Below are 24,427 nucleotides of genomic sequence, written 5' to 3' on the forward strand. Positions count from 1 at the left end.
ATTAGAAGCCTATGTCCCTGATAGTTCTACTGCTTCTGCCGTTCATTGGCAGCTGTCTGGCAGCGGTACTGCCGCACAATGCGCGTAATGCCGAATCCCTGCTGGCGGGCCTGGTCGCTTTGGTCGGCACCGTTCAGGTCGCGTTGCTGTACCCGCAGATCGCTCACGGCGGCGTGATCCGCGAAGAATTCATGTGGTTGCCGAGTCTGGGGCTGAACTTCATTCTGCGCATGGACGGCTTCGCCTGGCTGTTCTCGATGCTGGTGCTCGGCATCGGTACACTTGTCTCTTTATATGCCCGTTATTACATGTCGCCGGACGACCCGGTGCCGCGCTTTTTCGCATTTTTCCTGGCGTTCATGGGCGCCATGCTCGGGCTGGTGATCTCCGGCAACCTGATTCAGATCGTGTTCTTCTGGGAATTGACCAGCCTCTTCTCGTTTCTGCTGATCGGCTACTGGCACCACCGCGCCGATGCGCGGCGCGGTGCTTATATGGCGCTGATGGTCACCGGTGCTGGCGGGTTATGTCTGCTGGCCGGGGTCATGATTCTCGGCCATGTCGTCGGCAGCTATGACCTCGACAAGGTCCTGGCCGCCGGCGATCTGATTCGCGCACATGCCCTCTACCCCGCTCTTCTGCCACTCATCCTGATCGGCGCGCTGAGCAAAAGCGCGCAATTCCCGTTTCACTTCTGGCTGCCCCACGCGATGGCGGCACCGACGCCCGTCTCGGCCTATCTGCACTCGGCGACCATGGTCAAGGCCGGGGTTTTCCTTTTGGCACGTCTGTGGCCGTCGCTGTCCGGCAGTGAGGAATGGTTCTACATCGTCAGCGGAGCCGGCGCCTGTACGCTGTTGCTTGGCGCGTACTGCGCGATGTTCCAGAACGATCTCAAAGGTTTGCTGGCCTACTCGACCATCAGCCATCTTGGCCTGATCACTCTGCTTTTGGGCCTGAACAGTTCACTGGCCGCGGTCGCAGCGGTTTTTCACATTCTCAATCACGCGACGTTCAAAGCTTCGCTGTTCATGGCCGCCGGCATCATTGACCACGAAAGCGGTACCCGTGACATTCGCAAACTCAGCGGTCTGATCAAGCTGATTCCCTATACGGCAACACTGGCCATGGTCGCCAGCGCCTCAATGGCCGGCGTGCCGTTGCTCAACGGTTTCCTGTCGAAAGAAATGTTCTTCGCCGAAACCGTGTTCATCAACGCCACCGCGTGGGTCGAAACCACTCTGCCGATCGTCGCGACCATCGCCGGCATGTTCAGCGTGGCCTACTCCCTGCGTTTCACCGTCGACGTGTTCTTCGGCCCCACCGCCACTGACCTGCCGCACACGCCGCACGAGCCGCCACGCTGGATGCGCGCACCCGTCGAGTTGCTGGTCTTCACTTGCCTGCTGGTGGGGATTTTCCCGGCGCAAATCGTCGGGCCACTGCTCGCCGCTGCAGCGCTGCCTGTAGTTGGCGGGGAGTTGCCGGAATACAGCCTGGCCATCTGGCACGGCTTGAACGCGCCGATGATCATGAGCCTGATCGCCATGTCCGGCGGCATCCTCCTCTATCTGCTGCTGCGCAAGCAGTTCAAGCTGGGCCGTTTCAAGTACCCGCCGTTGGTGGGCCGCTTCAACGGCAAGCGTTTGTTCGAACGCAGTCTGGTCGTAATGATGCGCATTGCCCGGCGCGTCGAGCGGCGCCTGGGCACCAAGCGTTTGCAGATGCAGTTGTTCCTGATGGTTTCGGCCGCCGTGCTCGCCGGTCTGATCCCGATGCTGCACAGCACGCTGACTTGGGGCGACCGGCCGAAAATCCCCGGATCCATTGTCTTCGTGACCCTGTGGCTGCTGGCGATTGCCTGTGCGCTTGGCGCCGCATGGCAGGCGAAATATCACCGTCTCGCCGCGCTGACCATGGTCAGCGTCTGTGGCTTGATGACCTGCGTGACCTTCGTCTGGTTCTCGGCGCCGGATCTGGCGCTGACGCAACTGGCAGTCGAAGTGGTGACCACGGTGTTGATCCTGCTTGGCCTGCGCTGGTTGCCGCGACGCATCGAAGAAGTCTCACCATTGCCGAGCAGCCTGCGCAAGGCGCGTATTCGTCGTCTGCGCGATTTACTGCTGTCGATTGCCGTCGGCGCCGGCATGGCCCTGCTGTCCTACGCCATGCTCACCCGGCAGACGCCGAACCATATTTCCTCGTTCTACCTCAGTCGCGCCCTGCCCGAAGGCGGCGGCAGCAACGTGGTCAACGTGATGCTGGTGGACTTCCGAGGTTTCGATACCCTCGGCGAAATCACCGTGCTGGCCGCCGTGGCGCTCACCGTGTTCGCCCTGCTGCGGCGCTTCCGTCCGCCGAAGGAAAGCTTGCAGTTGCCGGCCCAGCAACGTCTGCTGGCACCGGACGTGGTCACCGATCTGGTCAACCCGCGTTCGGCCAGCGACACCGCGCTCGGCTTCATGATGGTGCCGGCGGTACTGGTGCGCCTGCTGCTGCCTGTCGCCCTGGTGGTCTCGTTTTATCTGTTCATGCGCGGGCACAATCAGCCGGGCGGCGGTTTTGTCGCCGGGCTGGTGATGTCGGTGGCCTTTATCCTGCAATACATGGTTGCCGGCACGCAGTGGGTCGAAGCACAAATGAGCCTGCGGCCATTGCGCTGGATGGGCACCGGGCTGCTGTTCGCCACTGCCACCGGTCTCGGTGCGCTAGTCGCCGGTTATCCGTTCCTGACCACTCACACTTGGCACATCAGCGTGCCGTTGCTCGGTGATATCCATATTGCCAGTGCGCTGTTCTTCGACGTCGGCGTGTACGCCGTGGTGGTCGGATCGACGTTGTTGATCCTCACCGCCCTCGCCCACCAATCGGTGCGCGGCCACAAGACGGCCTCGCTGCCCAAGTCCGTCGCCAGCAAAGGAGCCGTCTGATGGAAGAAGTCATCGCAATCGCCATCGGCATTCTTGCCGCGTCCGGGGTCTGGCTGATCCTGCGCCCGCGAACCTTTCAGGTGGTCATGGGCCTGTGTCTGTTGTCGTATGCAGTGAACCTGTTCATTTTCAGCATGGGCAGCTTGTTCATCGGCAAGGAACCGGTGATCAAGGACGGCGTGACCCAGGACTTGCTGCATTACACCGACCCGCTGCCCCAGGCGCTGGTACTGACGGCGATCGTCATCAGCTTCGCCATGACCGCACTGTTCCTCGTCGTATTGCTCGCCTCGCGCGGCCTGACCGGCACCGACCACGTCGACGGCCGGGAGCCTAAAGAATGATGGCGATGACTCACCTGATCGCCGCACCGATCCTGCTGCCGCTGCTGACCGCGGCGATCATGCTGATGCTCGGCGAAAAGCATCGGCCGCTGAAGGCGAAAATCAATCTGTTCTCCAGCCTCCTCGGCCTGTTCATTTCAGTGATGCTGCTGCAATGGACGCAGACCACCGGGGTGCCCGGTTCCATCGGCGTGTACCTGCCGGGCAACTGGCAGGCACCGTTCGGCATCGTTCTGGTGGTTGATCGCCTGTCGGCACTGATGCTGGTGCTGACCGGCGTTATCGGCGTCAGCGCGTTGCTGTTTGCCATGGCCCGCTGGGACGGCGCCGGCTCAAGCTTTCACGCTCTGTTTCAGATCCAGCTGATGGGCCTGTATGGCGCGTTCCTGACCGCGGATCTGTTCAACCTGTTCGTGTTCTTCGAAGTGTTGCTCGCCGCGTCCTACGGTTTATTGCTGCACGGCTCTGGCCGGGCGCGGGTATCGTCGGGGTTGCATTACATTTCGATCAACCTGCTGGCATCGTCACTGTTTTTGATCGGCGCTGCGTTGATCTACGGGGTGACCGGCACGCTGAACATGGCCGATCTGGCGATGAAGATCCCGCTGGTGCCGGAAGCCGACCGTGGCTTGCTGCACGCTGGGGCAGGGATTCTAGCGGTAGCGTTTCTGGCCAAGGCTGGCATGTGGCCGCTGAATTTCTGGCTGGTGCCGGCCTATTCCTCGGCCAGCGCGCCGGTGGCGGCGATGTTTGCGATCATGACCAAGGTCGGCGTCTACACCCTGCTGCGCTTGTGGACCCTGTTGTTTTCCGGCCAGGCCGGCGCCTCGGCATTCTTCGGCGGCGACTGGCTGATTTACGGCGGCATGGCGACCATGGCTTGCGCAGGGCTGGCGATTATCGCCGCGCAACGCCTGGAGCGCATGGCCAGCCTGAGCATTCTGGTGTCGGCGGGGATCCTGCTCTCGGCGATCGGTTTCGCCCAGCCGAACCTGATCGGCGCTGCGCTGTTCTATCTGGTCAGCTCGACCCTGGCGCTGAGCGCATTGTTCATGCTTGCCGAACTGATCGAGCGCTCGCGCTCGGCCAACGAGATTCCCCTCGAGGACGAAAGCGAACTGCTGCCGCGTCCACAGGAATCCCTGCAACCGCCCAAGGGCATCAACCTCGACGACGAGCAGAAAGCCGTGGTCGGCCAAGTCATCCCGTGGACCATGGCCTTTCTTGGTTTGAGCTTCATTGCCTGCGCGCTGTTGATCATCGGCATGCCACCGCTGTCCGGGTTCATCGGCAAGCTCAGCCTGATCGGGGCATTGCTCAACCCGTTGGGACTTGGCACTGCGGCGCCGCTGTCTCCCGGCGCATGGGGATTGCTGGCCCTGTTGATCCTGACCGGTCTGGCTTCCCTCATGGCCTTCTCTCGCCTGGGTATCCAGCGCTTCTGGACGCCGGAAGAGCGCCCGTCACCATTGCTGCGCAAACTCGAATGCGCGCCGATTTTCCTGCTGCTCGGGCTGAGCATTGCCCTTACGTTCAAGGCTGAACCGCTGCTGCGCTACACCCAGGCCACGGCCGATGCGCTGAACAATCCGCAGCAATATGTGTTCGCAGTTCTAGGCACTCGGGCGGTGCCGAGCCCGCAAGCCAGAGCCGACATGCTCGAGGTGCAGCCATGAATCGACTGTTCCCGGCTCCGTGGTTATCGCTGGCCCTGTGGATTCTGTGGCTGACCCTGAACCTGTCCGTCAGCCCGGGCAATCTGCTGCTCGGTGCCGCGCTGGGTTTCGCTGCGCCGCTGATGATGCGCAAATTGCGGCCGAAACGTGCGCGCATCCGCAATCCCATCGCCATCCTGCGTCTGTTCCTCCTGGTCGGCCGCGACGTCATCATGTCCAACCTGATCGTCGCCTGGGGCGTAGTCAACGCCGGACGTCGTCCGCCCAACTCATGCTTTATCAAGGTGCCGCTGGATCTGCGCGATGCTCATGGTCTGGCGGCACTGGCGATGATCTGCACCGTGGTGCCCGGGACGGTATGGTCGGAGCTGGCGCTGGACCGCAGCGTTCTGTTGCTGCACGTCTGGGACCTGCACGACGAGGCGCAGTTTATCGAGCACTTCAAAAGCACCTACGAGCGACCGTTGATGGAGATTTTCGAATGAGCCCATTGCTGTCGAATGCGATTCTGCTGACGCTGTTTCTGTACTGCGTGGCGATGGCGATGACCCTGGTGCGCCTGTTCAAAGGCCCGTCAGCTCAGGATCGGGTACTGGCGCTGGATTACCTGTATATCGTCGCCATGCTGATGATGCTGACCCTGGGCATTCGTTACGCCAGTGATACCTACTTCGAAGCGGCGCTGCTGATCGCGCTGTTCGGCTTCGTCGGCTCCTTTGCCCTGGCGAAATTCCTGCTGCGTGGCGAGGTGATCGAATGAATGCCGAATTGTCTTTATGGGTCGAGATTCCGGTGGCGGTGCTGCTGGTGCTCAGCGGCGTGTTTACCCTGCTGGGCGCAACCGGATTGCTGCGCATGAAGGATTACTTCCAGCGCATGCACCCTCCGGCGCTGGCCTCGACACTCGGTGCCTGGTGTGTGGCACTGGCGTCGATCATCTGCTTTTCGGCATTGAAATCCGCACCAGTGGTGCATGCCTGGTTGATTCCGGTCCTGTTGGCGATCACCGTGCCGGTGACCACCCTGCTGCTGGCGCGGGCGGCGTTGTTCCGCAAACGTATGGCCGGGGATGATGTGCCGGCCGAGGTGAGCAGTCGTCAGACTGAAAGTGGTAACTGATGATTTTGTGGCGCCGGTGATGGCGCCATCGCTACAGTAGGAACGCGCCCTCGATTGTGGGAGCGAGCCTGCTCGCGAAGAGGCCAGTCGGGGCGTCGCCAATTCCGGATCGGCTCAAACCCACGCTACTGCCAACAACCCCGCCCCCAGCAGCGCACACAACGGCGAATACACCCAGGTATCCAGCCGCGCAAATCGCGAATCCTTCACCTCCTTGAAGAACCCGACCAGATTCGAATCACCGATCGCCCGAGCGAACATCAGCAACGCGATCGCGCTGATCACCCATTGCAGTGCCTTGTGCTGCACCGCCGGCACGCCCCAACCGACCCGCATACAAACCAGCGCTGCAATTATCAGCAGCACAGCCGCCACTGCCAGCGTCAGCCAGCCTGAGGGCTTGAAGGCCGGGCGTACCGTGTCCACGAAGCCCGACACCGGCACCTGCGGCACCACCACCGCAGCCGCCCATTGCCCACCCAACGCCCAATACACATGCATCAGGCCGATTGCCGCGAACACAGTCACCAGCCATTGAGCCAACACAAAGGTCATGGTTGAAATCCTTCAAAGGGATTTGAACAAACCATCGTAGTCGGATTTTTTGGCCGTGCACGACCGGTCGGCGGTGCACGGCATTGACCGCGTTATTTCAGATCAGCCGTCACCTTGTCGGCCACATCCTTGGGCAGCCACGCCTGCCACACATCCGGATGCGTCTTCATGAACGCGACCGCCGCCTCACGAGGCGCGGTGTGCTTGTCACTCATATCCGCCAGTGCCTTGTTCAGCGGCTCGATGGGAAAATCGACCTTGCTGAAGAACTCGGCAATTTGCGGGTTCTGCTTTTGAAACGGCGTAGACACGCCAATCGACAGTTTCGATGCCAGCGAGCGGGTTGGTTTCGGATTGGGATTATCGGCGTCTGTCAGCGTCTTCCACGCCTCGGCATCGAACGGCGGCTCTTCCAGTTGCACCAGTTTGAATTTGCCAAGCAGTGGCGTCGGCGACCAGTAATAGAACAGCACTGGTTTGCCGCGACGAATCGAAGAGCTGATCTCGGCATCCAGCGCAGCGCCGGAACCGCTGCGGAAGTTGGTGTAGTCGTCCTGCAAGCCATACGCCGTGAGCTTCTGCTTGTTGACCACTTCCGACGTCCAGCCGATCGGGCTGTTGAGGAAACGCCCTTTGCCCGGGCTTTCCGGGTCCTTGAACACGTCCTTGTATTTCTTCAGATCAGTGACACTGCGCAGATCCGGCGCCAGTGGCTTGATGCCTTTGGCCGGATCGCCCTTGATTACGTATTCCGGCACCCACCAGCCTTCAGTGGCACCCTTTACCGTATCGCCCAGACCGACGACCTTGCCCTCGGCTTCGGCCTTGACCCAGACCGGACTGCGCCCGGCCCACTCCTCGCCAATCACCTGGATGTCATTGTTGGCCAGCGCGGTCTCAAGAGTAATAGTGGTACCCGGCAAGGTATCGGTCGGCAAGCCATAGCCTTTCTCGACGATCACCCGCAGCACCTCGGTGATCAGGCTGCCGCTTTCCCAGTTCAGGTCGGCAAAGTGGATCGGCGCCTGTGCCGCCTGCAGCGATTGCGCTGACGTCAGCAAACCAAAGGTGGCCACGCTGGCGGCCAGTAACCGTCGAAATCCGTTCATGCATCACACCTCGTGCTGTTCACAGCAATGGCAGTTGGCCTGACAGAAACGCAAGCCTCTGAATGACTCAGTCAACTGACTTTAGCCGAGGTTCCTGCTTTTTCCGGGGTCTACCGTGCGCGAGGTTACGTTTCAGACTTTTCCTGCAGGCTTTGCAGCTCACGTCTGACCATGCTGGCGTAAGCCGCCGGTTGCAATGCGTAGAGCTGCGACGCCACCCAACTCAGCCAGGCACCTTGCAGTTCGGCCTTGCGGGCGAACAGGCGCTGAGCGTCTTCGCGTGCGCTGTCGAGATTTTGCGAATGGAAGTGCGCGCGGCTCACTCGCTGGCCTTGAAGGAAATCAGTTCACCTTTGCGCCATTTGGCAGCCTTGGCGGTGACGGCTTTCAAGGTTTTGGTCAGGCCTTCCTGCAATTGTTCACTGGCGGCGAACACCGTGACGACGCTATGACCTTCCTTGAACAGAATCGCGTGACCGTCGGCCGTACTGACAAATGCGTAGTCGCCCAAGCCGTAAACCGTGAGTTTGATGTCGCGAAAACGAATGTCCATCTTGCCGCCTTCACGGCTGGGCAACACTGACGCGATGAAATGGTCGCCGACCTTGAGCTTGAGCCCCGGTTTGTCATCGACCACCAATGCACTTTCGGTGTCGATTTCGGCAATGTAAATGCCTTCGGCGTTTTGCTCGGTGATGTAAACAAAACGTGATTGGAATTGCTTGACCAGCTTTGCACGCAAATCACCCAGCACGAACAAAGCATGCATATCGAGGTTACTGACTGCCAAAGAAACATCCCCACATTTGAAAAACCGTGCAGCGGAAAACACGCACGGCAAAAAACGGCAATGCCGATGAAAACTGCAAAATCACTCAAAAACCCGAAGCGAGCGAAGCGCTCTTGATCGCAAGGTTCGTAGACTACTGGATTGTCATTAGCGGAACCCGCTCCGAAATCGGCAAAGCTTGAAGGAAAAAGACTCAAGTGCGACTAGAGCAAGATCTGACTACGAACTTCAGGGAAATTTCTCACGAAAAAAAGCACTTTTCCGACATATCGCTGGCGAAAAATTGCTTTAGATAAGCCCGGTCGTCAACAGGTACTGGCGATTCTAGAGCAGCGATGCTCCTTACGACTACCCGCAACGGCCGTTAAATCCCGGCCGACTGATGAAAAGGACTTCATATGTGCACTTTGACTCATTTTGCCACGTCGGCCGACGCGCGAATCAACACACCTCTGACGATGAAGGTTGCCGACCTCGACAACCTTCCGACATCTTCTAACAATCATCGACCCCCGCACTTTCAAGTGGTGCCGGCGGGTATTGCGTTCTTTCACATCAAGGAGATATCTACCGGACGTGTCAGAGGTTTCCGCGGCAATCACAACGAAGCCTGCGCTCTCGCCCGCTCGCTTGAATCAAAAATCGAACTCCACGCCAGCGCCTGCCTCTGATAAGGGGAGTGAACGAACAAGCCGCACCGGCACCGACCCAGGAGTAGATGATGGAACTGCCAACCGAGCTTAACCTGACCACCCTTTTCGAACAGCTGGGCCTGCCCTCGGATGAGGCGTCGATCAATGATTTTGTCGAAGCACATCCGCTGGATCCGGACACTAAACTCATCGATGCCGACTTCTGGTCACCCCAGCAGGCGCAATTACTCAAGGAATGGCTGCGGGCCGATGGCGAAGAAGCGCCGATCGTCGATGAGCTGAACGTACGTTTGCATCGCGGCAAGTAAGTACGATCAGTGCAGGCTGTCGCCGGGCTCGATGTTCAATTGTTCGAGCCAGGCAGCCTTGCACTCCTCCGCTTCATCGCGACTGGCGAAGGCTGTGCCGCGTCGCTCCCCGTTGAGCAAAACTACCCAGCAAACACTGCGCCCCATCGCACGTAAGCCGGCCGGAACACCGCTGCCGATCATCACTGCCACGTCTACCCTGCACTGCATGTGCCCTCCGAAATAATTAGCTACCTAACTAAGTCGTCAGATTAATGCTTTCCGTCGAGAGGAAACAGCAACCGCCGTGCACAGATTCATTGCGTCACCGGTAATAATCTCAGCGCGGATTCTCAGGTTTATAGCCCAGACGCAACCCGCCCCAGTGTCGGCCCTTGATCATGATCGGCACCGATAAATCATGCATCAGCTCACCCGTATCGCGCGTGTAAGTCTGCAACAGCACCGGTTGCTGATGGCTGCCGCAGCGGATACCGGTGCGGTCAGCGAATTTGCGTTTGGTGCGATTATTTACCGTGTCGACCTGCACATCGCCGGTCAATGGCTGGCTGAATGCCTGGTTGTGCGTCGGTACATAACCCTGCTGCGTGCATGCAATCGCAAAAATCAGCCCTTCATGACGCGCCAATAAAGGTTCTTGAATCGCCGGCAAGACCTGATCGGTGTATCGATCAAAGCGGGTTTGAAATTTGGCTGGTTCGGTGCCCGAAATCAGCTGGTAGCTGCGATCGAACAGGTCATCCAGGCTGATCCGCCCCTGCTCGACATCCGCCTCGAAGCGCGCCGCGATCTGGCTCGCACCTTCGCGCGCCAAGTCATAAATGCGCTGGTGATAGTCATCCAGGCCGACCTCGGCCAGGCGTTCGCTGATGGTTTCCGCCTGTCCTTCCATCTGCACAGCGGCCTCGGCGAGGCGGCGGGTCTGCTGATCGCTGATTGCCAGATCGCTGCGCATTTGCTCGATGGCGATGAACAGCGCGTCAAGCTGCTCGCGATTGGTTTGCGCGCCCCGGGCGATTTCGCTGACCTGGGTTTCCACTCCGGCGGCAAGTCGCGCGATGTTTTCCAGATGCTGACCGGTATGCTCGACCTGTTCGACGCCGGTGTGCAGATTGCTCGACAACTCGCGAATCTGCGCCACCACTTGCGCGGTGCGTTGCTGAATGTCTGCAACCATCTCACCGACCTCACCCGTGGCCGCCGCCGTACGCGCGGCCAGTCCGCGCACCTCGTCGGCGACCACAGCGAAACCGCGACCATGCTCACCGGCCCGGGCTGCTTCAATCGCAGCGTTCAACGCCAACAGGTTGGTCTGGCTGGCAATCGACTGGATCACCAGCGTCACCCGCTGAATGTCGTCGCTGCGCACACTCAGGGCCTCGATCAATTCGCGGCTGGCGTTGGCGCGCTGACTGAGTTGCTGCATGCGCGAAATCGAGTCGAGCAGTTCGCTGCGCCCCGCCGCGCTGCTGTGATGCGCTTGGCTGGCGGCATCCAGCGCGTCGCGACTGAGCTGTGAAGTCGCCTGTTCGGTGGCGATCATCACCTCGGCGTTGCTGACGATCTGCGCCGCCGCGTCGAGTTGCGATTCGAGTTTGTTCGCCAGCGCCTTGACCGAGAACGCCACGCCGGCGGCTGACAGTGCGTTGTGACTGGTGGTGTAGGAAAGATCGCGAGTCAGTGCGGACAATGCGCTCGCACTATCGACCGGGACAGCAGCTGGAACGTTGCGCGAACGCAGGCGCGGCAGCCAGACAATCAGCACCGCCAGCGGCATGCCGAGGTAGAGCGACCACTCGGCCATGGCCATGCCGGCCAGCAACAGCATCAGGGCGATGCTTTGCAGGGTCGGCGCGATCCAGCGGTTTTTCGGCAAAAGCACTGGTGCAGGCAGCGCCGCAACCAGAGATCCATCTCTCGTCATCTTGATCACCCCACGTTTGTTCTCATTGTTGTGACTGCATTAAACGCCACTACAAAGCCATTATCCATGGTCCGTTAGTCGTGGGGTCTGTGGCAGGTCAATGGAACAACGGGGGAAATAGCGCAGACGAGCAAAAACAAAGATCGCAGCCTCCCGCAACTCCATGTAGAAGCTGCCGAAGGCTGCGATCTCTTGCAGGCGCCCCCCTATTCAGGGGCCGCCATGGAATCAGGCCTGACGCTGGTGCTTGTCGATCTGCTCGTGACGCTCTTGAGCTTCGATGCAGTACTTGGTGGTCGGGCTGATCAGCAGGCGCTTCAGGCCGATGGCCTCGCCGCTGTCGTCGCACCAGCCAAAGCTGTCGTCCTTGATGCGCTCAAGGGCTTGTTCCAGTTGCGGCAGCATGCGCTGGTCGCGATCGATCGCGTTGACCAGCCAAGTGCGCTCTTCTTCAACCGAAGCCGCGTCCGCCGGGTCAGCCGGGGTATCCAGGCTTTCGATGGCGATACGATTTTGCTCAATGCGCTCGTGGGTTTCGACTTTCATGTTCTGCAACAGCTCAGTGAAGAAAGCGTGTTGCTCTGCATTCATGTAGTCATCTGCCGGCATAGCCAGCAACTTGTCCTTTGTCATTGATATCTCTATAAAAAAACGTGCATTAAGGCGAATAAGGGAGCGTTTCGGCGAACCGTGTCGGCCGTCGAAAAGGCATCGTTTTATTGCAAACGCCACCCGGCACTCAATTTACGAGGGGCGGCAGTCTAAGGCCCGATCAAGACCTCAGCAACTGTAAATACAGGGAATTTGTCCGACAGGACCTGGAAACTGCTCTGACACAGGCTTCACACGGCCATCGGAGTGCGTTTATAGCAAGAAATTCAGTCCAGCGGCTGTATATAGAAGACAAACGGCTAACCAACCCGCCAGCGACAGCCGGGATTATTCTCGCAAGGTGCATCGTTTCAGCCCGGCAGAGCTTACGCAGCCCTTCTATTATCAGGCCCACTGCGTGCTCAACTCGCCTGAAGGATGCTGCCCATGCCCCGCCCCGCTCTGCCGGCCACAGACGAAATTTCCTTCGCCAGCCCGCCGGTCAACGCCGAGCGCCTGCTGCAAATGATCAGCGAAGAGTACGACGCCCTGCCGCGCCAGCTCAAACGCGTCGCCAGCTACATCAGCCAGCAGAGCGAGCGAATCATGGTCGAGCGCATCAGCGATATCGCCCGCGAGTGCGAAGTGCATCCGTCAGCCATTGTGCGTTTCTCGCAACGTTTCGGGTTCAGCGGCTTCAGCGAGATGCAGGCGCTGTTCCGCAAGGCCTGGACGCACAAAACCACGCCAGCGCAAAACTATCAGCAACGCATCCGCAGCCTGATCGCCAACAACTCGCAGACCGCCAACAGCGGCGACCTGGCCCGCGAATGCATCGACGCAACGCTCTCGGGCATCGAACGCTTGGGCCGCGAACTGGACGAGGTGACGTTCGATACGGCCGTCGATCTCATCGTCAATGCCGACGACATTTACGTTGTCGGGGTCCGCCGTTCGTTCGCCGTCGCCGATTATCTGGTTTACAACCTGCAGCACACGCAGAAGCGCATTCATCTGGTTTCCGGCATCGGCGGCAGCTATCGCGAACAAATGCGCAGCGTGCGCGCCAACGACCTGGTCATCGCCATCAGTTTTGTGCCCTACGCCAAGGAAACCCAACACTGCCTGCGCTTCGCACAGCAGCAGAACGCCAATGCCCTGATCATCACCGACAGCCCTCTGTCGCCACTGGCAAAACTTGCCAACAGCGTGTTGCTGGTCAATGAAGGCAGTGCGCTGGCCTTTCGTTCGCTGAGTGCGACGCTGTGTTTGTGCCAGGCGCTGTTTGTGGCGGTGGCCTATCGGCTGGAACTGAATGTCGATGAGATTCACGAACAACCCGGATTCGACGACTGACAATTGCCTCTCGCTCGGCTAGGTTATGCGTTCCCACCGGTTCGACTTGAAGGAACGCGTCATGAAACTGATCGGCATGCTCGACTCCCCCTACGTGCGCCGCGTAGCGGTATCCGCCAAATGCTTGGGGATCGACCTCGAACACGAGTCGGTCTCGGTGTTCCGCCACTTCGAACGATTCCAGCAGATCAACCCTGTGGTCAAGGCGCCCACATTGATCCTCGACGACGGCGTGGTCCTGATGGACTCGACCCTCATCCTCGATTACCTCGAAGCCAGCTGCGGCAAAAGCCTGCTGCCAAGCGATCTCAAACAACGCGCTAAGGCCCTGCGCCTGATCGGCCTGAGCCTCGCCGCCTGCGAAAAAGCCGTGCAGCTTTACTACGAACGCAACCTGCGCCCGGCCGACATTCAATATCAGCCGTGGGTCGAACGCGTCGAAGGCCAGCTCGCCGCCGCATTTACCGCGCTGGAAAAAGAACTTGAACACAGTGACTTGCCTGTCGACGGCTCCCTCGCCCAGGCCGGCATCAGCCTGGCGGTTGCCTGGAGCTTCACCGAACTCGTCGTACCCGATCAGATCGACGCAACACGCTTTGCGCGTATCGCCGAGTACACCGCCTACGCAGAAGGCACCGATGCGTTCATCAACACACCGATGAACTGATCATGAGCTCCACCGACACCGCCGCCCCGGCGTTAAAGGAAATCTTCAACGCCGAGCGCTTGCAGCACATCGCTGACGAAATGAGCGCGGTGTACCCGGCGTTCAAGGCCAGGACGTTTCTCAAACATGCCCAGGACGGACTCGCTGAACTATCAGTGATGCAGCGCATGGCGCGTGTCAGCGAAAGCCTGCATGCCGTGCTGCCGCTGGACTACGAAGATTCCCTCGAAGTGCTGTTCGAACTCGCGCCACGGCTGAACAGCGGATTCGTCAGCATGTGCCTCCCACACTACGTCGCGAGCTATGGCGCCCATGCGTTCGACACCTCAATGGACGCGCTGAAGTACTTCACCACCTTCGGCTCCTCCGAATTCGCCATCCGCTACTTTTTGCGCAGCGACCTCGAGCGCTCGCTGGAACGAATGCACGACTGGACCCGAGACGAAAACCACCACGTTCGACGCCTAGCCAGCGAAGGCAGCCGCCCTCGCCTGCCATGGTCATTTCGCCTGGAAGCGGTGCAGGCTGATCCGCGGCTGGCCGCCGGGATACTGGATCGGTTGAAGGCGGACGAGAGCTTGTACGTCCGCAAGTCGGTGGCGAATCATTTGAATGACGTGACGAAGGTGCATCCGGAGTGGGTGCTGGACACGATTGAAGGTTGGTCGCTGGACAACAAGCATACGGCCTGGATTGCCAAGCATGCGCTGCGCAGTTTGATCAAACAGGGCGACGTGCGCGCGCTGACGGTGATTGGCGCAGGGGCGAAGGCTGAGGTTGAGTTGTTGGATGTGCGGGTCGAGCCGGCGGTGGTGAGGTTGGGGGAAGCGATTACTTTGTCGTTTACGGTGAAGTCCATGGTGGCGCACGAGCAAAGGCTGGTGATTGATTATGCGATTGAGTATGTGAAGGCGAATGGCGGGGTTTCGAGGAAGGTTTTCAAGTTGAAGACTCTGGGATTAGCGGGTTTCGGGACTGAGGTAGTGCGACGGAATCAAGTCATCAAGGATTTTACGACGCGCAAGCATTTTGCCGGGCGACATGGGGTGCAGGTGATGGTTAATGGAGAGGTGCTGGGGAGTGCGGCGTTTGAGGTTTTGATTTGAGGTGAGTTGTTTATTCACCAAAAGAGCCGGTAGCGGATCAGTGCACTGGCAGCCGTGAATCGACATTGCGCGCGGCGGCACAGTGGACGACTCACGGCTTCAGCGCTTACCAACTTCCGTACGGGATGCCGAATTTCTCGATATAGCGCTTGGACTTTTCGCTGACGGGATAGGCGTAGCGTCCACCGTTTTTTCCAAGCTCCGGCCCTAGCGGCTCAATCTCGCCTTGCGCTCGAGCAACCTTTATCGGTCGATGACATGAGTCTCTCACCCACACCTGAACAACACCGCCCGGAGCAAGTCCCAAGTAAACAGAGGCCATGAAGCGTGCTGTCCTGTCAGGTCTCTCGGGGCACCGTTGACTGGTAGAAGTCACCATTATCTGTCTGGCATTCTCTGGAATATCCACCCACGCTTGCCACGTTTTCTGTTCAACGATTGATTGCCAGCGAACATAGATACGAATGGGTAGATCGGCCCCCACCACTCTTTTACCGCTGCCCCCCACCCCTGTCCAGCCGCGAGCAGAGTCAGTACCGTTTTCAGGCTCTCCGCCCGCAGCAGTCCCTCCACCGGTTCTAAAGAAAACTTTGCCGGTTATGTCCTGCACCGAACTGTCCTCCACCCATACCTTCATGTAATCGGGCTCAGTGAAAGCCAGCTCCCACCATTTCGACTTTGGATCGCTCTTGGCTGAGAGCAGATCAGAAGACTGGCAACCCGTTATGCATACGCCAAGTAGCAGGGCGACAAATAATTTCATTACCAAAGAGTCCAGTCAGGTACGTGAGGATGCTGCACGCGAATCGCGTCTGCGGTGGGCGCATTGATATAGACGGCGCGGACTCCGCTGCCGTCTCTTCTTCCAAGAGGGTGATTCCAATTTGCGGACATGTGAATGTATTTCAACTTCAGCAGGTTCTCCTCTTGCTGAGTTGTGGTGTAGTCACCTGCGACAAATCGGTCGCACAACGCCTGAAGCTCTGACGGGACCGCCAAAGCAGCCGTGGCTGGAATATCATCGAAGCGAACCCCCTTCTCTTTTGCCAAGCTATGCATCACCCGAAGATATACCCTCGACAACAACCCGCTTACGGGACGTTTGAGTTGCAGAGCTGCATAAACGCGCTTTCTACGGGGACTGAGCCGGTCCTGTTGATCCACGGGCAGGAGAAGCGCGTCCGGCGTAACAATTTCCAGCAGATCTTCGGGCCACCCCCTTGAGATCCACTCATTTTTAATGACCATGGCATCGCGGTAGATCGACGTAGTAGATACATCGGTAAACTTCGAGACCTCAAGCGTTTGCATTGGACTGACCAGTACACACTCTTCAATGTCATCGCGGTAACCGCCGCCGATGTCGGAATGCACCCCTGGAAGAATGACTTCCAAGTGGTCGGCTTTAACGCGACTCAATGCGAAATTAGCGCGATATTCGTCCCGCGCCGACAGCTGAACGACGTCAGTAAAAAACCGCCGGTCGAGGTATAGCTTGATACCCGTGGCCACAGGACTTTTAACGTTGCCAAGATTCGACCAGCCAGCAACCGACGGCACAGTGTCGAACAGCCCGATGAATCCCATGTTGATGCTGCCTTGGTACTGATCGATGAAGGTGCGACTAAAGTCGCTCGCATTGTTGCGCAATACATCTCCGAGTGGCCCTTGTTTTCCGCGGACGACTGCATTGGCAAAATGCCTCGCGGCAGCTGCGCCTCGACTAAATCCGAACGTATCGAAAGTCAGCGAAGTAATTTCACTGTTTGGATTTTCGTTAATTACATCTTCAATACGCGATTTGATCTCGCTAAATGATTGTTGGACACGACCCGCTATACCCGTGTCTCCGCGGCCGGTGCCCGCTCCGAATGTACTGTCCTCTTCTCCCGATTGAGTGCCAATCCCCTCTATGTACACCCTGCGAAACGCCCGCTTGTGCGAGCCGTCTCCTTCGGCTTTCTGAGGTGCGACGTACAGTTCGCTCAGTTTGTACACGTTGGTTGTTTCATTGGCATAGCTACTATCTGGATTGCGCATATAGGGCTTGCAACTGGCATCGATATCCTCAGGCGCAATTGGATGCTGAGCACCACACAACAACCCCGCAGTAGAGTTGTTCGCATTGTTGCCCGTGCCATCGAAGAAAACCCCGATCCTCAACGCAATTCCGATTTTCTCAGGCGCGCGCGCAGGCTCTTTCCCATGCTTCTCATACTCGGCCCAATGCTGGGCGTGTATGTCGACGGGTTTGGCTTCTTCGTAGCGATAGTTTTTCGGCGGGTTTGGAACGTAGCCACTCAATCCTTGATTCCTTCTGATCCTTGAAGAACGGCCAGAAGGGTGACAGCCGGGAGGGGGCGGTGCAAGCCGTGGCGGTGTGCCAGCCATGGAGCGTCAGTGCGAGCAGGCTCACTCCCAAAAAGGAATGAGCCTGGCTGGGGATGGCGGGTCAAATCGACCGCTGATTCACCCGCGCCATCAACTGTTCAGCACTTTCCTTGCGCTCGGAATAGCGGTCCACCAGGTGCGCCTGCTGCCCACGCAGCAGCACGGTGAACTTGACCAGTTCTTCCATCACATCCACCACACGATCGTAAAACGGCGAGGGTTTCATTCGCCCTGCTTCGTCGAACTCCATATAGGCCTTCGGCACCGAGGATTGGTTGGGGATGGTGAACATGCGCATCCAGCGGCCGAGGACGCGTAGTTGGTTGACCACGTTGAACGACTGCGAGCCGCCGCAGACTTGCATCACCGCCAGGGTTTTGCCTTGGGTCGGGCGCACAGCGCCGAGTTCGAGTGGGATCCAGTCGATCTGTGCTTTGAACACGGCGGACATCGCGCCGTGGCGTTCTGGCGAGCACCAGACCTGGCCTTCCGACCACAACACCAGATCGCGCAATTCCTGCACCTTGGGATGGTCGACCGGGACGTCGTCGGGCAATGGCAAACCGGATGGGTTGAAGATCCGCGTTTCGGCGCCAAAGTGTTCGAGCAGGCGCGCGGCCTCCTCGACCAGCAAACGGCTGAACGAGCGCTCGCGGGTCGAGCCGTAGAGAAGAAGGATGCGCGGTTTGTGTTCGCCGACATTCGATGGCTTAACAGCGTCGATCAGGCTTGCGTCGAGGTTGGGCAAATGATTTGTCATGAAGCCTCCTTACAGCGTGCCGATGCGATCGAGTTCGGCTTTCAGTTGCTCACGACTGAGCGAGTGAAACGGCAGATCGAAGAAGGCTTGGCAGCGTTCACCGATGCGCATCAGAGTGGCTTGGAATGCAGCGTCGATTGCCGCTTCGTCGCCCTGCACTTCGGACGGATCTTCCAGTCCCCAATGCGTTTTCAGTGCGGGACCGAAATACACCGGGCAGGTTTCGCCGGCGGCTTTGTCGCAAACAGTGATGACGATAGCTGGCGTTTTTTTTGCGAAGGCATCGTTGCCTTTACTGTGCAACCCGTCGATGGCGATACCGTGCTTTTGCAACGTCGACAGGCTGCGCGGCAGGACCTGGCCTTTGGGAAAACTGCCGGCACTCACCGCTTGGAAACCAGCGGGAGCCAGGTGATTGAACATGGCTTCGGAAAGAATGCTGCGGCAGCTATTGGCCGTGCACATGAACAGGACTCGCATCGATGCGCTCCGTAGAAAGTGGAAGATTCAGCAGCAGGCGCGTTCGCGCACGGGTCGGCCATCCATGTTTTGCAGGCGCGCGGCGTTGTCCTTGAGCCAATCGGCATTGGCCTTGGATGTCAGCTGAAGGATTTCGCCGATCCATGCCGGCAGTTTCGGATTGAGGCGGTAATACACCCACTGGCCCTGACGGCGGTCGAGCAGCAAACCGTTACTGCGCAGTTGCGCGAGATGACGGCTGATTTTCGGCTGGCTGTCGTCGAGCGCACACATCAACTCGCAAACGCAGAGTTCACCTTGCTCGGCGATGAGCAGGATGGCGCGGACGCGGGTTTCGTCGGCGAGGCTTTTGAAGACTTCGGTGGGGGTGATCATGGTGATCGGCTCGCCATATGCGGGAAATCGAATATACGGATATCCATATATTTATCAACCCGCGAAAGCAGCCACGGCGAATAACCCTGTGGGAGCGAGCCTGCTCGCGAAGGCGGTGGGTCAGGCGAGGTTTGCGTATCAGATACACCGCTTTCGCGAGCAGGCTCGCTCCCACAGGGGGATTTGGATGCGCCAGGTTTAACCGCGTAAAAGCCCCTGCTCGGCCTCACACAACCCCACCACATAATCCCAGACCACCCGCAGCCGCACGGATTTGTGCAGCTCCCGGCGGGTGCTGATCCAGTAGCTGCGCTCGATGCTTTCATCCGGCAACAGTGCCACCAGATCCGGGTCGGACGCGGCCATGTAACACGGCAGCACGGCGATGCCCAACCCCGAGCGCGCCGCTTCCTGTTGGGCAATGACGCTGGTGCTGTGAAACACCACGCGCGGGCTGCGGCAGAAGCTGTTGAGGAACATCAGTTCCTGACTGAACAGCAGGTCGTCAACGTAACCGATCCACGCATGCCGGCCCAGGTCTTCACGGCTGTGCAGCGGCGGTGCCTTGTCGAGGTAGGTTTGGCTGGCATACAACGCGAGTCGATAGTCAGTCAGCTTGCGCGTGACCAGCATGTCGGCGGATGGCCGTTCGAGGTGGATGCTGATTTCCGCTTCGCGGTTGAGGATGCTGACAAAGCGCGGTACGGCAACCAGTTCCACTTCCAGCCCGGGATAGCGCTCGAACAAGCCGATCATGCGACTGGCGAGGAATTTGATGCCAAGTCCTTCGGTGACGCCGACACGGATCTTGCCCAGCGGCGCGGTGGACTGGGTGATTTCTTCCTGCGCCAGCAGCGCGACGTTTTCCATCGCCTCGGCGTGCTTGAGCAGGGCCTCTCCCGCCGGGGTCATTTCATAGCCTTGGGCGTGCTGGACGAACAGCGCCGTGCCGAGGCTTTTCTCGATCGATTCAATATGCCGCGCCACCGTCGCGTGGGTGGTGTTGAGCCGGCGCGCGGCGGTGAGCAGGCGGCCGCTGCGTTGCAGCTCGAGAAAAAAGCGCAGGTCGTTCCAGTCGAACATGGCAGGTCCTTGTCAGCTATCGTCACTTCGGGCTGTTTGAAAACGCACAGCGGCTGCGCAAAAACTAACATTCTTTTAACGAAAGCTAACAACTAGAGTGTCCGACAATAAAAACAAAAAGCGAGGTCAGGGCATGCAGACGTCCCTGGATGAATTCGACTACATCGTGGTCGGCGCCGGCCCCGCCGGGTGCTTGCTGGCCAACCGGCTCTCAGCGGATCCACAGCAACGGGTGTTGCTGCTCGAAGCCGGCGGACGCGACAACTACGCCTGGATTCACATTCCTGTGGGTTACCTGTTCTGCATCGGAAACCCGCGCACCGACTGGTGCTTTAAAACCGAACAACAACCGGGCCTCAATGGCCGCGCGCTGAGTTATCCGCGCGGCAAGGTGCTGGGCGGCTGTTCGTCGATCAACGGCATGATCTACATGCGCGGCCAGGCCGGCGACTATGACGGCTGGGCGGCGGCGGGCAATCCGGGCTGGGCCTGGAAAGACGTGCTGCCGCTGTTCAAACAGAGCGAAAACCACTTTGCCGGCGGCGCTGAATTTCATGGCGATCAGGGTGAATGGCGGGTCGAGCAGCAGCGCCTGTCGTGGCCGATTCTGGATGCCTTTCGCAGCGCTGCCGAGCAAAGCGGCATCGCCAGCATCAATGACTTCAACCAGGGCGACAACGAGGGCTGCGGCTACTTTCAGGTCAACCAGAAAGCCGGGGTGCGCTGGAACGCGGCCAAGGCCTTTTTGAAACCGCTGCGCAGCCGGGCGAACCTGACCGTGCTGACCGGCGTCGAGGTTGATCGTGTGTTGCTGGAGGACGGCCGCGCGGCGAAAGTCAGCGCGCAGCATGAAGGCCAGACCAGACAGTTCAAGGCGCGCAAGGAGATTGTCTTGTGCGCCGGCTCAGTCGGCTCGCCGAGCATTCTGCAGCGCTCCGGGATCGGTCCGCGGCCGCTGCTCGAACGCTTAGGGATAGGCGTGATTCATGAGCTGCCGGGGGTCGGCGGCAACCTGCAGGATCACCTGCAACTGCGCCTGATCTACAAGCTGGAAAACGCCCGTACCCTGAACCAGATCGCCGGCAGCGTGTGGGGCAAGATGGGCATGGGCCTGCGTTATCTGTACGACCGCAGCGGGCCGCTGTCGATGGCGCCGAGTCAGTTGGGCGCATTCGCCCGCTCCGGCCCCGAGCAAACCTCGGCGAACCTGCAATATCACGTGCAACCGCTGTCGCTGGAGCGCTTTGGCGAGCCGCTGCACAGCTTCCCGGCGTTCACCGCCTCGGTGTGTGACCTGCGCCCGCAGAGCCGGGGCCGCATCGAGATTCGCTCCGCCGATCCGCAAGCGGCGCCGCTGATCCAGCCCAATTACCTCAGCCATCCAGAAGATCTGCGCGTCGCCGCCGATGCGATTCGCCTGACTCGGCGCATCGTCAGCGCCCCTGCCCTGCAAGCGTTCAAACCGGTCGAATACCTGCCCGGCGACAGCTTGCAAAGCGAAGAACAATTGCATGAAGCGGCGGCGAAAATCGGCACGACGATTTTCCATCCGGTCGGCACCTGCCGCATGGGCAACGACGGTGACGCAGTGGTCGATGCGCAATTGCGCGTGCATGGCGTGCCGGGTCTGCGCGTTGCCGATGCGTCGATCATGCCGAGAATTACCTCGGGCAATACCTGTTCGCCTACGCTGATGATTGCCGAGAAGGCGGCACAACTGATTTTGTCCAGACCTGTAGATATTTCCCCTGTGGGAGCGAGCCTGCTCGCGAATGCGGTAGCTCACTCAGCCTAGGAGTTGACTGGCAAAAAGCTTTCGCGAGCAGGCTCGCTCCCACAGGAATTACCACCAGACTCAGGCATCGCGCATTACCGGACACGCAACACCAGTGGAACAACAAAAACAATCACTGTGAGGGATACCGATATGTCAGAACAAGTTCAGCCGCTGGACGCTGCGGGCAGCGCCGAGACCAGCAACGCCACGCAGAAAGTCATCTTCGCCTCGTCACTCGGGACGGTGTTCGAGTGGTATGACTTCTTCCTCTACGGCGCCCTAGCAGCAGTGATCAGCAAGCAGTTTTTTGCCGGGGTCAATGACACCACCGCGTTCATCTTCGCGCTGATGGCATTCGCCGCCGGCTTCATCGTTCGGCCGTTCGGTGCGCTGGTATTCGGCCGTCTGGGTGACATGATCGGACGCAAATACACCTTTCTGGCGACGATCATTCTGATGGGCGTGGCGACGTTCTGCGTCGGCCTGCTGCCGACCTACGCCAGCATCGGCATCGCCGCGCCGATCATTCTGGTGGTGCTGCGCATGCTTCAGGGCCTGGCGCTCGGTGGCGAATACGGTGGTGCGGCGACCTACGTGGCCGAGCACGCGCCCATCGGCAAACGCGGCTTCCACACCAGTTGGATTCAATCGACCGCGACCCTCGGCCTGCTGCTCTCGCTGCTGGTAGTGCTCGGTTGCCGCTACTTCACCGGCGACCAGTTTGAGGTGTGGGGCTGGCGCATTCCGTTCCTGCTGTCGATCGTGCTGCTGGGTATTTCCACCTGGATTCGCCTGAGCCTGCACGAGTCGCCGGCCTATCTGAAAATGAAGGAAGAAGGCAAAACCTCGAAGGCACCGATCCGCGAATCATTCGGCAAATGGGAAAACCTCAAAGTAGTGCTGATCGCGCTGTTCAGCATCAACGCCGGGCAAGCGGTGACCTTTTACGCTGCGCAGTTCTATGTGCTGTTCTTCCTCACCCAGTTCCTGAAAATGGACCCGGCGGTGGCCAACAGTCTGCTGATCATCAGCGTGGTGATCGGCGCGCCGTTCTTTATCTTTTTCGGCTGGCTGTCGGACAAGGTCGGACGCAAACCCGTGCTGATGCTCGGCCTGCTGCTGGCCACCGCGCTGTACTTCCCGATCTTCAAATCCCTGGCCCATTACGCCAACCCGGCAATCGATCAGGCCAGCCGTCAGGCGCCGATCACCGTCCTCGCCGACCCCGCCACTTGCACCTTCCAGTTCGATCCGGTGGGCAAGGCCAAATTCGACAGCCCCTGCGACAAGGTCAAGACCTTCCTGGTCAAACAAGGCCTGCCCTACTCCAGCGTCGCAGCACCTGCGGGCAGCGCCGTGCAAGTGAGTGTCGGTGACGTGAAGCTGGATGGTTTTGATGAGGCGGCACTGCGCGGCGCGATCACCCTCGCCGGCTACCCGCAACAAGCCGATATGCAGCAGATCAACAAACCGATGATCGTCGCCCTGATCGTCGCCCTGATCATCATCTCCGCCATGTGCTACGGCCCGCTGGCCGCGTTGATGGTCGAACTGTTCCCGACGCGCATTCGCTACACCTCGATGTCGCTGCCCTACCACATCGGCAACGGCTGGTTCGGCGGATTCCTGCCGACGGTGTCGTTCGCGCTGGTGGTGTACACCGGGGATATTTTCTACGGGCTGTGGTATCCGGTGCTGATCACCGGGGTGAGCCTGGTGGTGGGGATGATCTGTCTGCGTGAGACGAAGAATATCGATCTCGACAAGAACTGAAAAACCCGCTGACACAATGGCGAGGGAAGCGATTCTCTCGCCATTTTTTTGCTCAGGCGTCCGCCTTGATCACTTCGAATTTCACCTGGTCCGGATAAAACGCCACGTAGTCGCGGATCGGTGCGACGGAGACCTTCGGGTTTTCGTACGTCCACACCGCGTTGGCACCCTCATGTCCGGGCACTTGCAGGCTGAAATAGTTGGCGTCGCCCTTGTACGGGCAATAGCTGGTGTGGTCGGTGCGGGCGAAGTATTTTTCGTCGATGTCTTCGCGCGGGATGTAGTACACCGGCGGATAGTTGGCCTCATTGAGGATCAGCGCGTGGGAGGACGCGGCGACCTGGATGCCGTGGAATTTCACCAGCAGGCAGCCGCTGAGTTGTTCAACGCTGATCACGGGGCTGGGGCTTTTCATGGGGTTCTCCTGAAGACGGCGAAGAGACCGGTTCAGGTATAGCTGATGGTTGCGCAGCTCGACTGGATTACGGCCGAACGGCTAAACCTCCTGCAACGCTTTTATCTGTATATCCATACAGATAAAAGTTGCTCGCGTCGCAGACTCCAGCCATCCTGTGCGCTCCCACAAACCAACCAGCGATGGTAGCTATGCGGCTGTACCTCTGTGAAAAACCTTCCCAGGCCAAAGACATTGCGGCCGTG

General features: G+C 59.3%; 27 protein-coding genes. 13 read left to right on the forward strand and 14 right to left on the reverse strand.

Annotation, left to right across the window (positions count from 1 at the left end):
* The first annotated feature begins 11 nt into the window (after positions 1 to 11).
* Genes D8U61_RS02685 through D8U61_RS02710 form a run of 6 tightly spaced genes read left to right on the forward strand, consistent with a single transcriptional unit; the run spans position 12 to position 6,069 of the window.
* Complete coding sequence (locus D8U61_RS02685; RefSeq protein WP_130926376.1) at positions 12 to 2,930, forward strand: monovalent cation/H+ antiporter subunit A; 2,919 nt, start codon at positions 12 to 14, stop codon at positions 2,928 to 2,930.
* Positions 2,930 to 3,274 carry a Na+/H+ antiporter subunit C gene (locus tag D8U61_RS02690; protein WP_016775082.1) on the forward strand — a complete coding sequence of 115 codons (345 nt, stop codon included), beginning with the start codon at positions 2,930 to 2,932 and terminating at the stop codon, positions 3,272 to 3,274. The genes D8U61_RS02685 and D8U61_RS02690 overlap by 1 nt, the downstream gene beginning before the upstream one ends.
* The gene (locus D8U61_RS02695) at positions 3,271 to 4,950 is read left to right on the forward strand and encodes a monovalent cation/H+ antiporter subunit D (protein ID WP_122612510.1); all 1,680 of its coding nucleotides are present in this window, start codon (positions 3,271 to 3,273) and stop codon (positions 4,948 to 4,950) included. The genes D8U61_RS02690 and D8U61_RS02695 overlap by 4 nt, the downstream gene beginning before the upstream one ends.
* Positions 4,947 to 5,435, forward strand: a complete 489-nt coding sequence (locus tag D8U61_RS02700; protein ID WP_130926377.1) for a Na+/H+ antiporter subunit E — start codon at positions 4,947 to 4,949, stop codon at positions 5,433 to 5,435. The genes D8U61_RS02695 and D8U61_RS02700 overlap by 4 nt, the downstream gene beginning before the upstream one ends.
* The gene (locus D8U61_RS02705) at positions 5,432 to 5,710 is read left to right on the forward strand and encodes a K+/H+ antiporter subunit F (protein ID WP_130926378.1); all 279 of its coding nucleotides are present in this window, start codon (positions 5,432 to 5,434) and stop codon (positions 5,708 to 5,710) included. The genes D8U61_RS02700 and D8U61_RS02705 overlap by 4 nt, the downstream gene beginning before the upstream one ends.
* Positions 5,707 to 6,069, forward strand: coding sequence for a Na+/H+ antiporter subunit G (locus tag D8U61_RS02710; RefSeq protein WP_071172758.1), 363 nt, complete (start codon positions 5,707 to 5,709; stop codon positions 6,067 to 6,069). The genes D8U61_RS02705 and D8U61_RS02710 overlap by 4 nt, the downstream gene beginning before the upstream one ends.
* A gap of 114 nt (positions 6,070 to 6,183) precedes the next feature.
* Here D8U61_RS02710 and D8U61_RS02715 read toward each other — a convergent pair whose 3' ends face one another.
* From D8U61_RS02715 to D8U61_RS02730, 4 genes are all read right to left on the reverse strand, one after another.
* Entirely contained in the window at positions 6,184 to 6,624 is a 441-nt protein-coding gene (locus D8U61_RS02715; RefSeq protein ID WP_122507960.1) for a DUF3995 domain-containing protein, read from the reverse strand.
* 92 nt (positions 6,625 to 6,716) lie between these two features.
* Positions 6,717 to 7,733: an ABC transporter substrate-binding protein gene (locus D8U61_RS02720; protein WP_024013250.1), complete on the reverse strand. Its 1,017-nt coding sequence runs from the start codon at positions 7,731 to 7,733 to the stop codon at positions 6,717 to 6,719.
* Between the two features lie 125 nt (positions 7,734 to 7,858).
* On the reverse strand, positions 7,859 to 8,056 hold the full coding sequence (locus tag D8U61_RS02725; RefSeq protein WP_016775089.1) for a hypothetical protein: 198 nt from the start codon (positions 8,054 to 8,056) through the stop codon (positions 7,859 to 7,861).
* A complete protein-coding gene (locus D8U61_RS02730; protein ID WP_125926955.1) occupies positions 8,053 to 8,523 on the reverse strand; it encodes a hypothetical protein in 471 nt (156 codons plus the stop codon). Before D8U61_RS02730 ends, D8U61_RS02725 begins: the two co-directional genes overlap by 4 nt.
* 398 nt (positions 8,524 to 8,921) lie before the next feature.
* Here D8U61_RS02730 and D8U61_RS02735 point away from each other — a divergent pair, with 398 nt between their 5' ends.
* Positions 8,922 to 9,194, forward strand: a complete 273-nt coding sequence (locus D8U61_RS02735) for a hypothetical protein (protein WP_125926954.1) — start codon at positions 8,922 to 8,924, stop codon at positions 9,192 to 9,194.
* Between the two features lie 50 nt (positions 9,195 to 9,244).
* A complete protein-coding gene (locus D8U61_RS02740; RefSeq protein ID WP_016775092.1) occupies positions 9,245 to 9,484 on the forward strand; it encodes a DUF2789 family protein in 240 nt (79 codons plus the stop codon).
* 6 nt (positions 9,485 to 9,490) lie between these two features.
* Here the strand turns inward: D8U61_RS02740 and D8U61_RS02745 are convergent, their stop codons facing one another.
* The 3 genes from D8U61_RS02745 to D8U61_RS02755 all read right to left on the reverse strand — a co-directional run bounded on the left by D8U61_RS02745 (position 9,491) and on the right by D8U61_RS02755 (position 12,041).
* On the reverse strand, positions 9,491 to 9,694 hold the full coding sequence (locus D8U61_RS02745; RefSeq protein WP_016775093.1) for a hypothetical protein: 204 nt from the start codon (positions 9,692 to 9,694) through the stop codon (positions 9,491 to 9,493).
* Between the two features lie 109 nt (positions 9,695 to 9,803).
* Positions 9,804 to 11,408: a methyl-accepting chemotaxis protein gene (locus tag D8U61_RS02750; protein ID WP_130926379.1), complete on the reverse strand. Its 1,605-nt coding sequence runs from the start codon at positions 11,406 to 11,408 to the stop codon at positions 9,804 to 9,806.
* 228 nt (positions 11,409 to 11,636) lie between these two features.
* Positions 11,637 to 12,041, reverse strand: coding sequence for a TraR/DksA family transcriptional regulator (locus D8U61_RS02755; RefSeq protein ID WP_016775095.1), 405 nt, complete (start codon positions 12,039 to 12,041; stop codon positions 11,637 to 11,639).
* A gap of 405 nt (positions 12,042 to 12,446) precedes the next feature.
* Here D8U61_RS02755 and D8U61_RS02760 point away from each other — a divergent pair, with 405 nt between their 5' ends.
* The 3 genes from D8U61_RS02760 (at position 12,447) to D8U61_RS02770 (ending at position 15,128) form a co-directional block, all read left to right on the forward strand.
* Positions 12,447 to 13,355 (forward strand): MurR/RpiR family transcriptional regulator, encoded by a 909-nt coding sequence (locus tag D8U61_RS02760; RefSeq protein ID WP_130888770.1) that lies wholly within the window; start codon positions 12,447 to 12,449, stop codon positions 13,353 to 13,355.
* A 61-nt stretch (positions 13,356 to 13,416) separates the two neighbouring features.
* Positions 13,417 to 14,022 (forward strand): glutathione S-transferase, encoded by a 606-nt coding sequence (locus tag D8U61_RS02765; RefSeq protein WP_130926380.1) that lies wholly within the window; start codon positions 13,417 to 13,419, stop codon positions 14,020 to 14,022.
* 2 nt (positions 14,023 to 14,024) lie between these two features.
* Positions 14,025 to 15,128 carry a DNA alkylation repair protein gene (locus D8U61_RS02770; protein WP_130926381.1) on the forward strand — a complete coding sequence of 368 codons (1,104 nt, stop codon included), beginning with the start codon at positions 14,025 to 14,027 and terminating at the stop codon, positions 15,126 to 15,128.
* A 106-nt stretch (positions 15,129 to 15,234) separates the two neighbouring features.
* On the opposite strand, the gene D8U61_RS02775 is transcribed toward D8U61_RS02770, so the two are convergent.
* The 6 genes from D8U61_RS02775 to D8U61_RS02805 all read right to left on the reverse strand — a co-directional run bounded on the left by D8U61_RS02775 (position 15,235) and on the right by D8U61_RS02805 (position 20,217).
* Complete coding sequence (locus D8U61_RS02775) at positions 15,235 to 15,891, reverse strand: DUF2931 family protein (RefSeq protein WP_110601045.1); 657 nt, start codon at positions 15,889 to 15,891, stop codon at positions 15,235 to 15,237.
* Complete coding sequence (locus D8U61_RS02780) at positions 15,891 to 17,432, reverse strand: DUF2235 domain-containing protein (protein ID WP_130926382.1); 1,542 nt, start codon at positions 17,430 to 17,432, stop codon at positions 15,891 to 15,893. Before D8U61_RS02780 ends, D8U61_RS02775 begins: the two co-directional genes overlap by 1 nt.
* 148 nt (positions 17,433 to 17,580) lie before the next feature.
* Positions 17,581 to 18,279, reverse strand: a complete 699-nt coding sequence (gene arsH, locus D8U61_RS02785) for an arsenical resistance protein ArsH (protein WP_125918553.1) — start codon at positions 18,277 to 18,279, stop codon at positions 17,581 to 17,583.
* 9 nt (positions 18,280 to 18,288) lie between these two features.
* Complete coding sequence (locus tag D8U61_RS02790) at positions 18,289 to 18,759, reverse strand: arsenate reductase ArsC (protein WP_130901909.1); 471 nt, start codon at positions 18,757 to 18,759, stop codon at positions 18,289 to 18,291.
* A 27-nt stretch (positions 18,760 to 18,786) separates the two neighbouring features.
* Complete coding sequence (locus D8U61_RS02795; RefSeq protein WP_130926383.1) at positions 18,787 to 19,134, reverse strand: metalloregulator ArsR/SmtB family transcription factor; 348 nt, start codon at positions 19,132 to 19,134, stop codon at positions 18,787 to 18,789.
* Positions 19,135 to 19,332: 198 nt separating this feature from the next.
* Positions 19,333 to 20,217: a LysR family transcriptional regulator gene (locus D8U61_RS02805; protein WP_041480826.1), complete on the reverse strand. Its 885-nt coding sequence runs from the start codon at positions 20,215 to 20,217 to the stop codon at positions 19,333 to 19,335.
* 133 nt (positions 20,218 to 20,350) lie between these two features.
* On the opposite strand from D8U61_RS02805, the gene D8U61_RS02810 reads away from it, so the two are divergent.
* Both D8U61_RS02810 and D8U61_RS02815 read left to right on the forward strand, forming a co-directional pair.
* Positions 20,351 to 22,012: a GMC family oxidoreductase N-terminal domain-containing protein gene (locus tag D8U61_RS02810; protein WP_130926385.1), complete on the forward strand. Its 1,662-nt coding sequence runs from the start codon at positions 20,351 to 20,353 to the stop codon at positions 22,010 to 22,012.
* A 132-nt stretch (positions 22,013 to 22,144) separates the two neighbouring features.
* Positions 22,145 to 23,767 (forward strand): MFS transporter, encoded by a 1,623-nt coding sequence (locus tag D8U61_RS02815; protein WP_130888777.1) that lies wholly within the window; start codon positions 22,145 to 22,147, stop codon positions 23,765 to 23,767.
* Between the two features lie 52 nt (positions 23,768 to 23,819).
* Here the strand turns inward: D8U61_RS02815 and D8U61_RS02820 are convergent, their stop codons facing one another.
* Positions 23,820 to 24,182, reverse strand: coding sequence for a DUF427 domain-containing protein (locus tag D8U61_RS02820; protein WP_039763140.1), 363 nt, complete (start codon positions 24,180 to 24,182; stop codon positions 23,820 to 23,822).
* Positions 24,183 to 24,427 lie beyond the last annotated feature (245 nt).

It is taken from the genome of Pseudomonas sp. Sample_14 (assembly GCF_004307515.1).
Taxonomy (GTDB): domain Bacteria; phylum Pseudomonadota; class Gammaproteobacteria; order Pseudomonadales; family Pseudomonadaceae; genus Aquipseudomonas; species Aquipseudomonas atacamensis.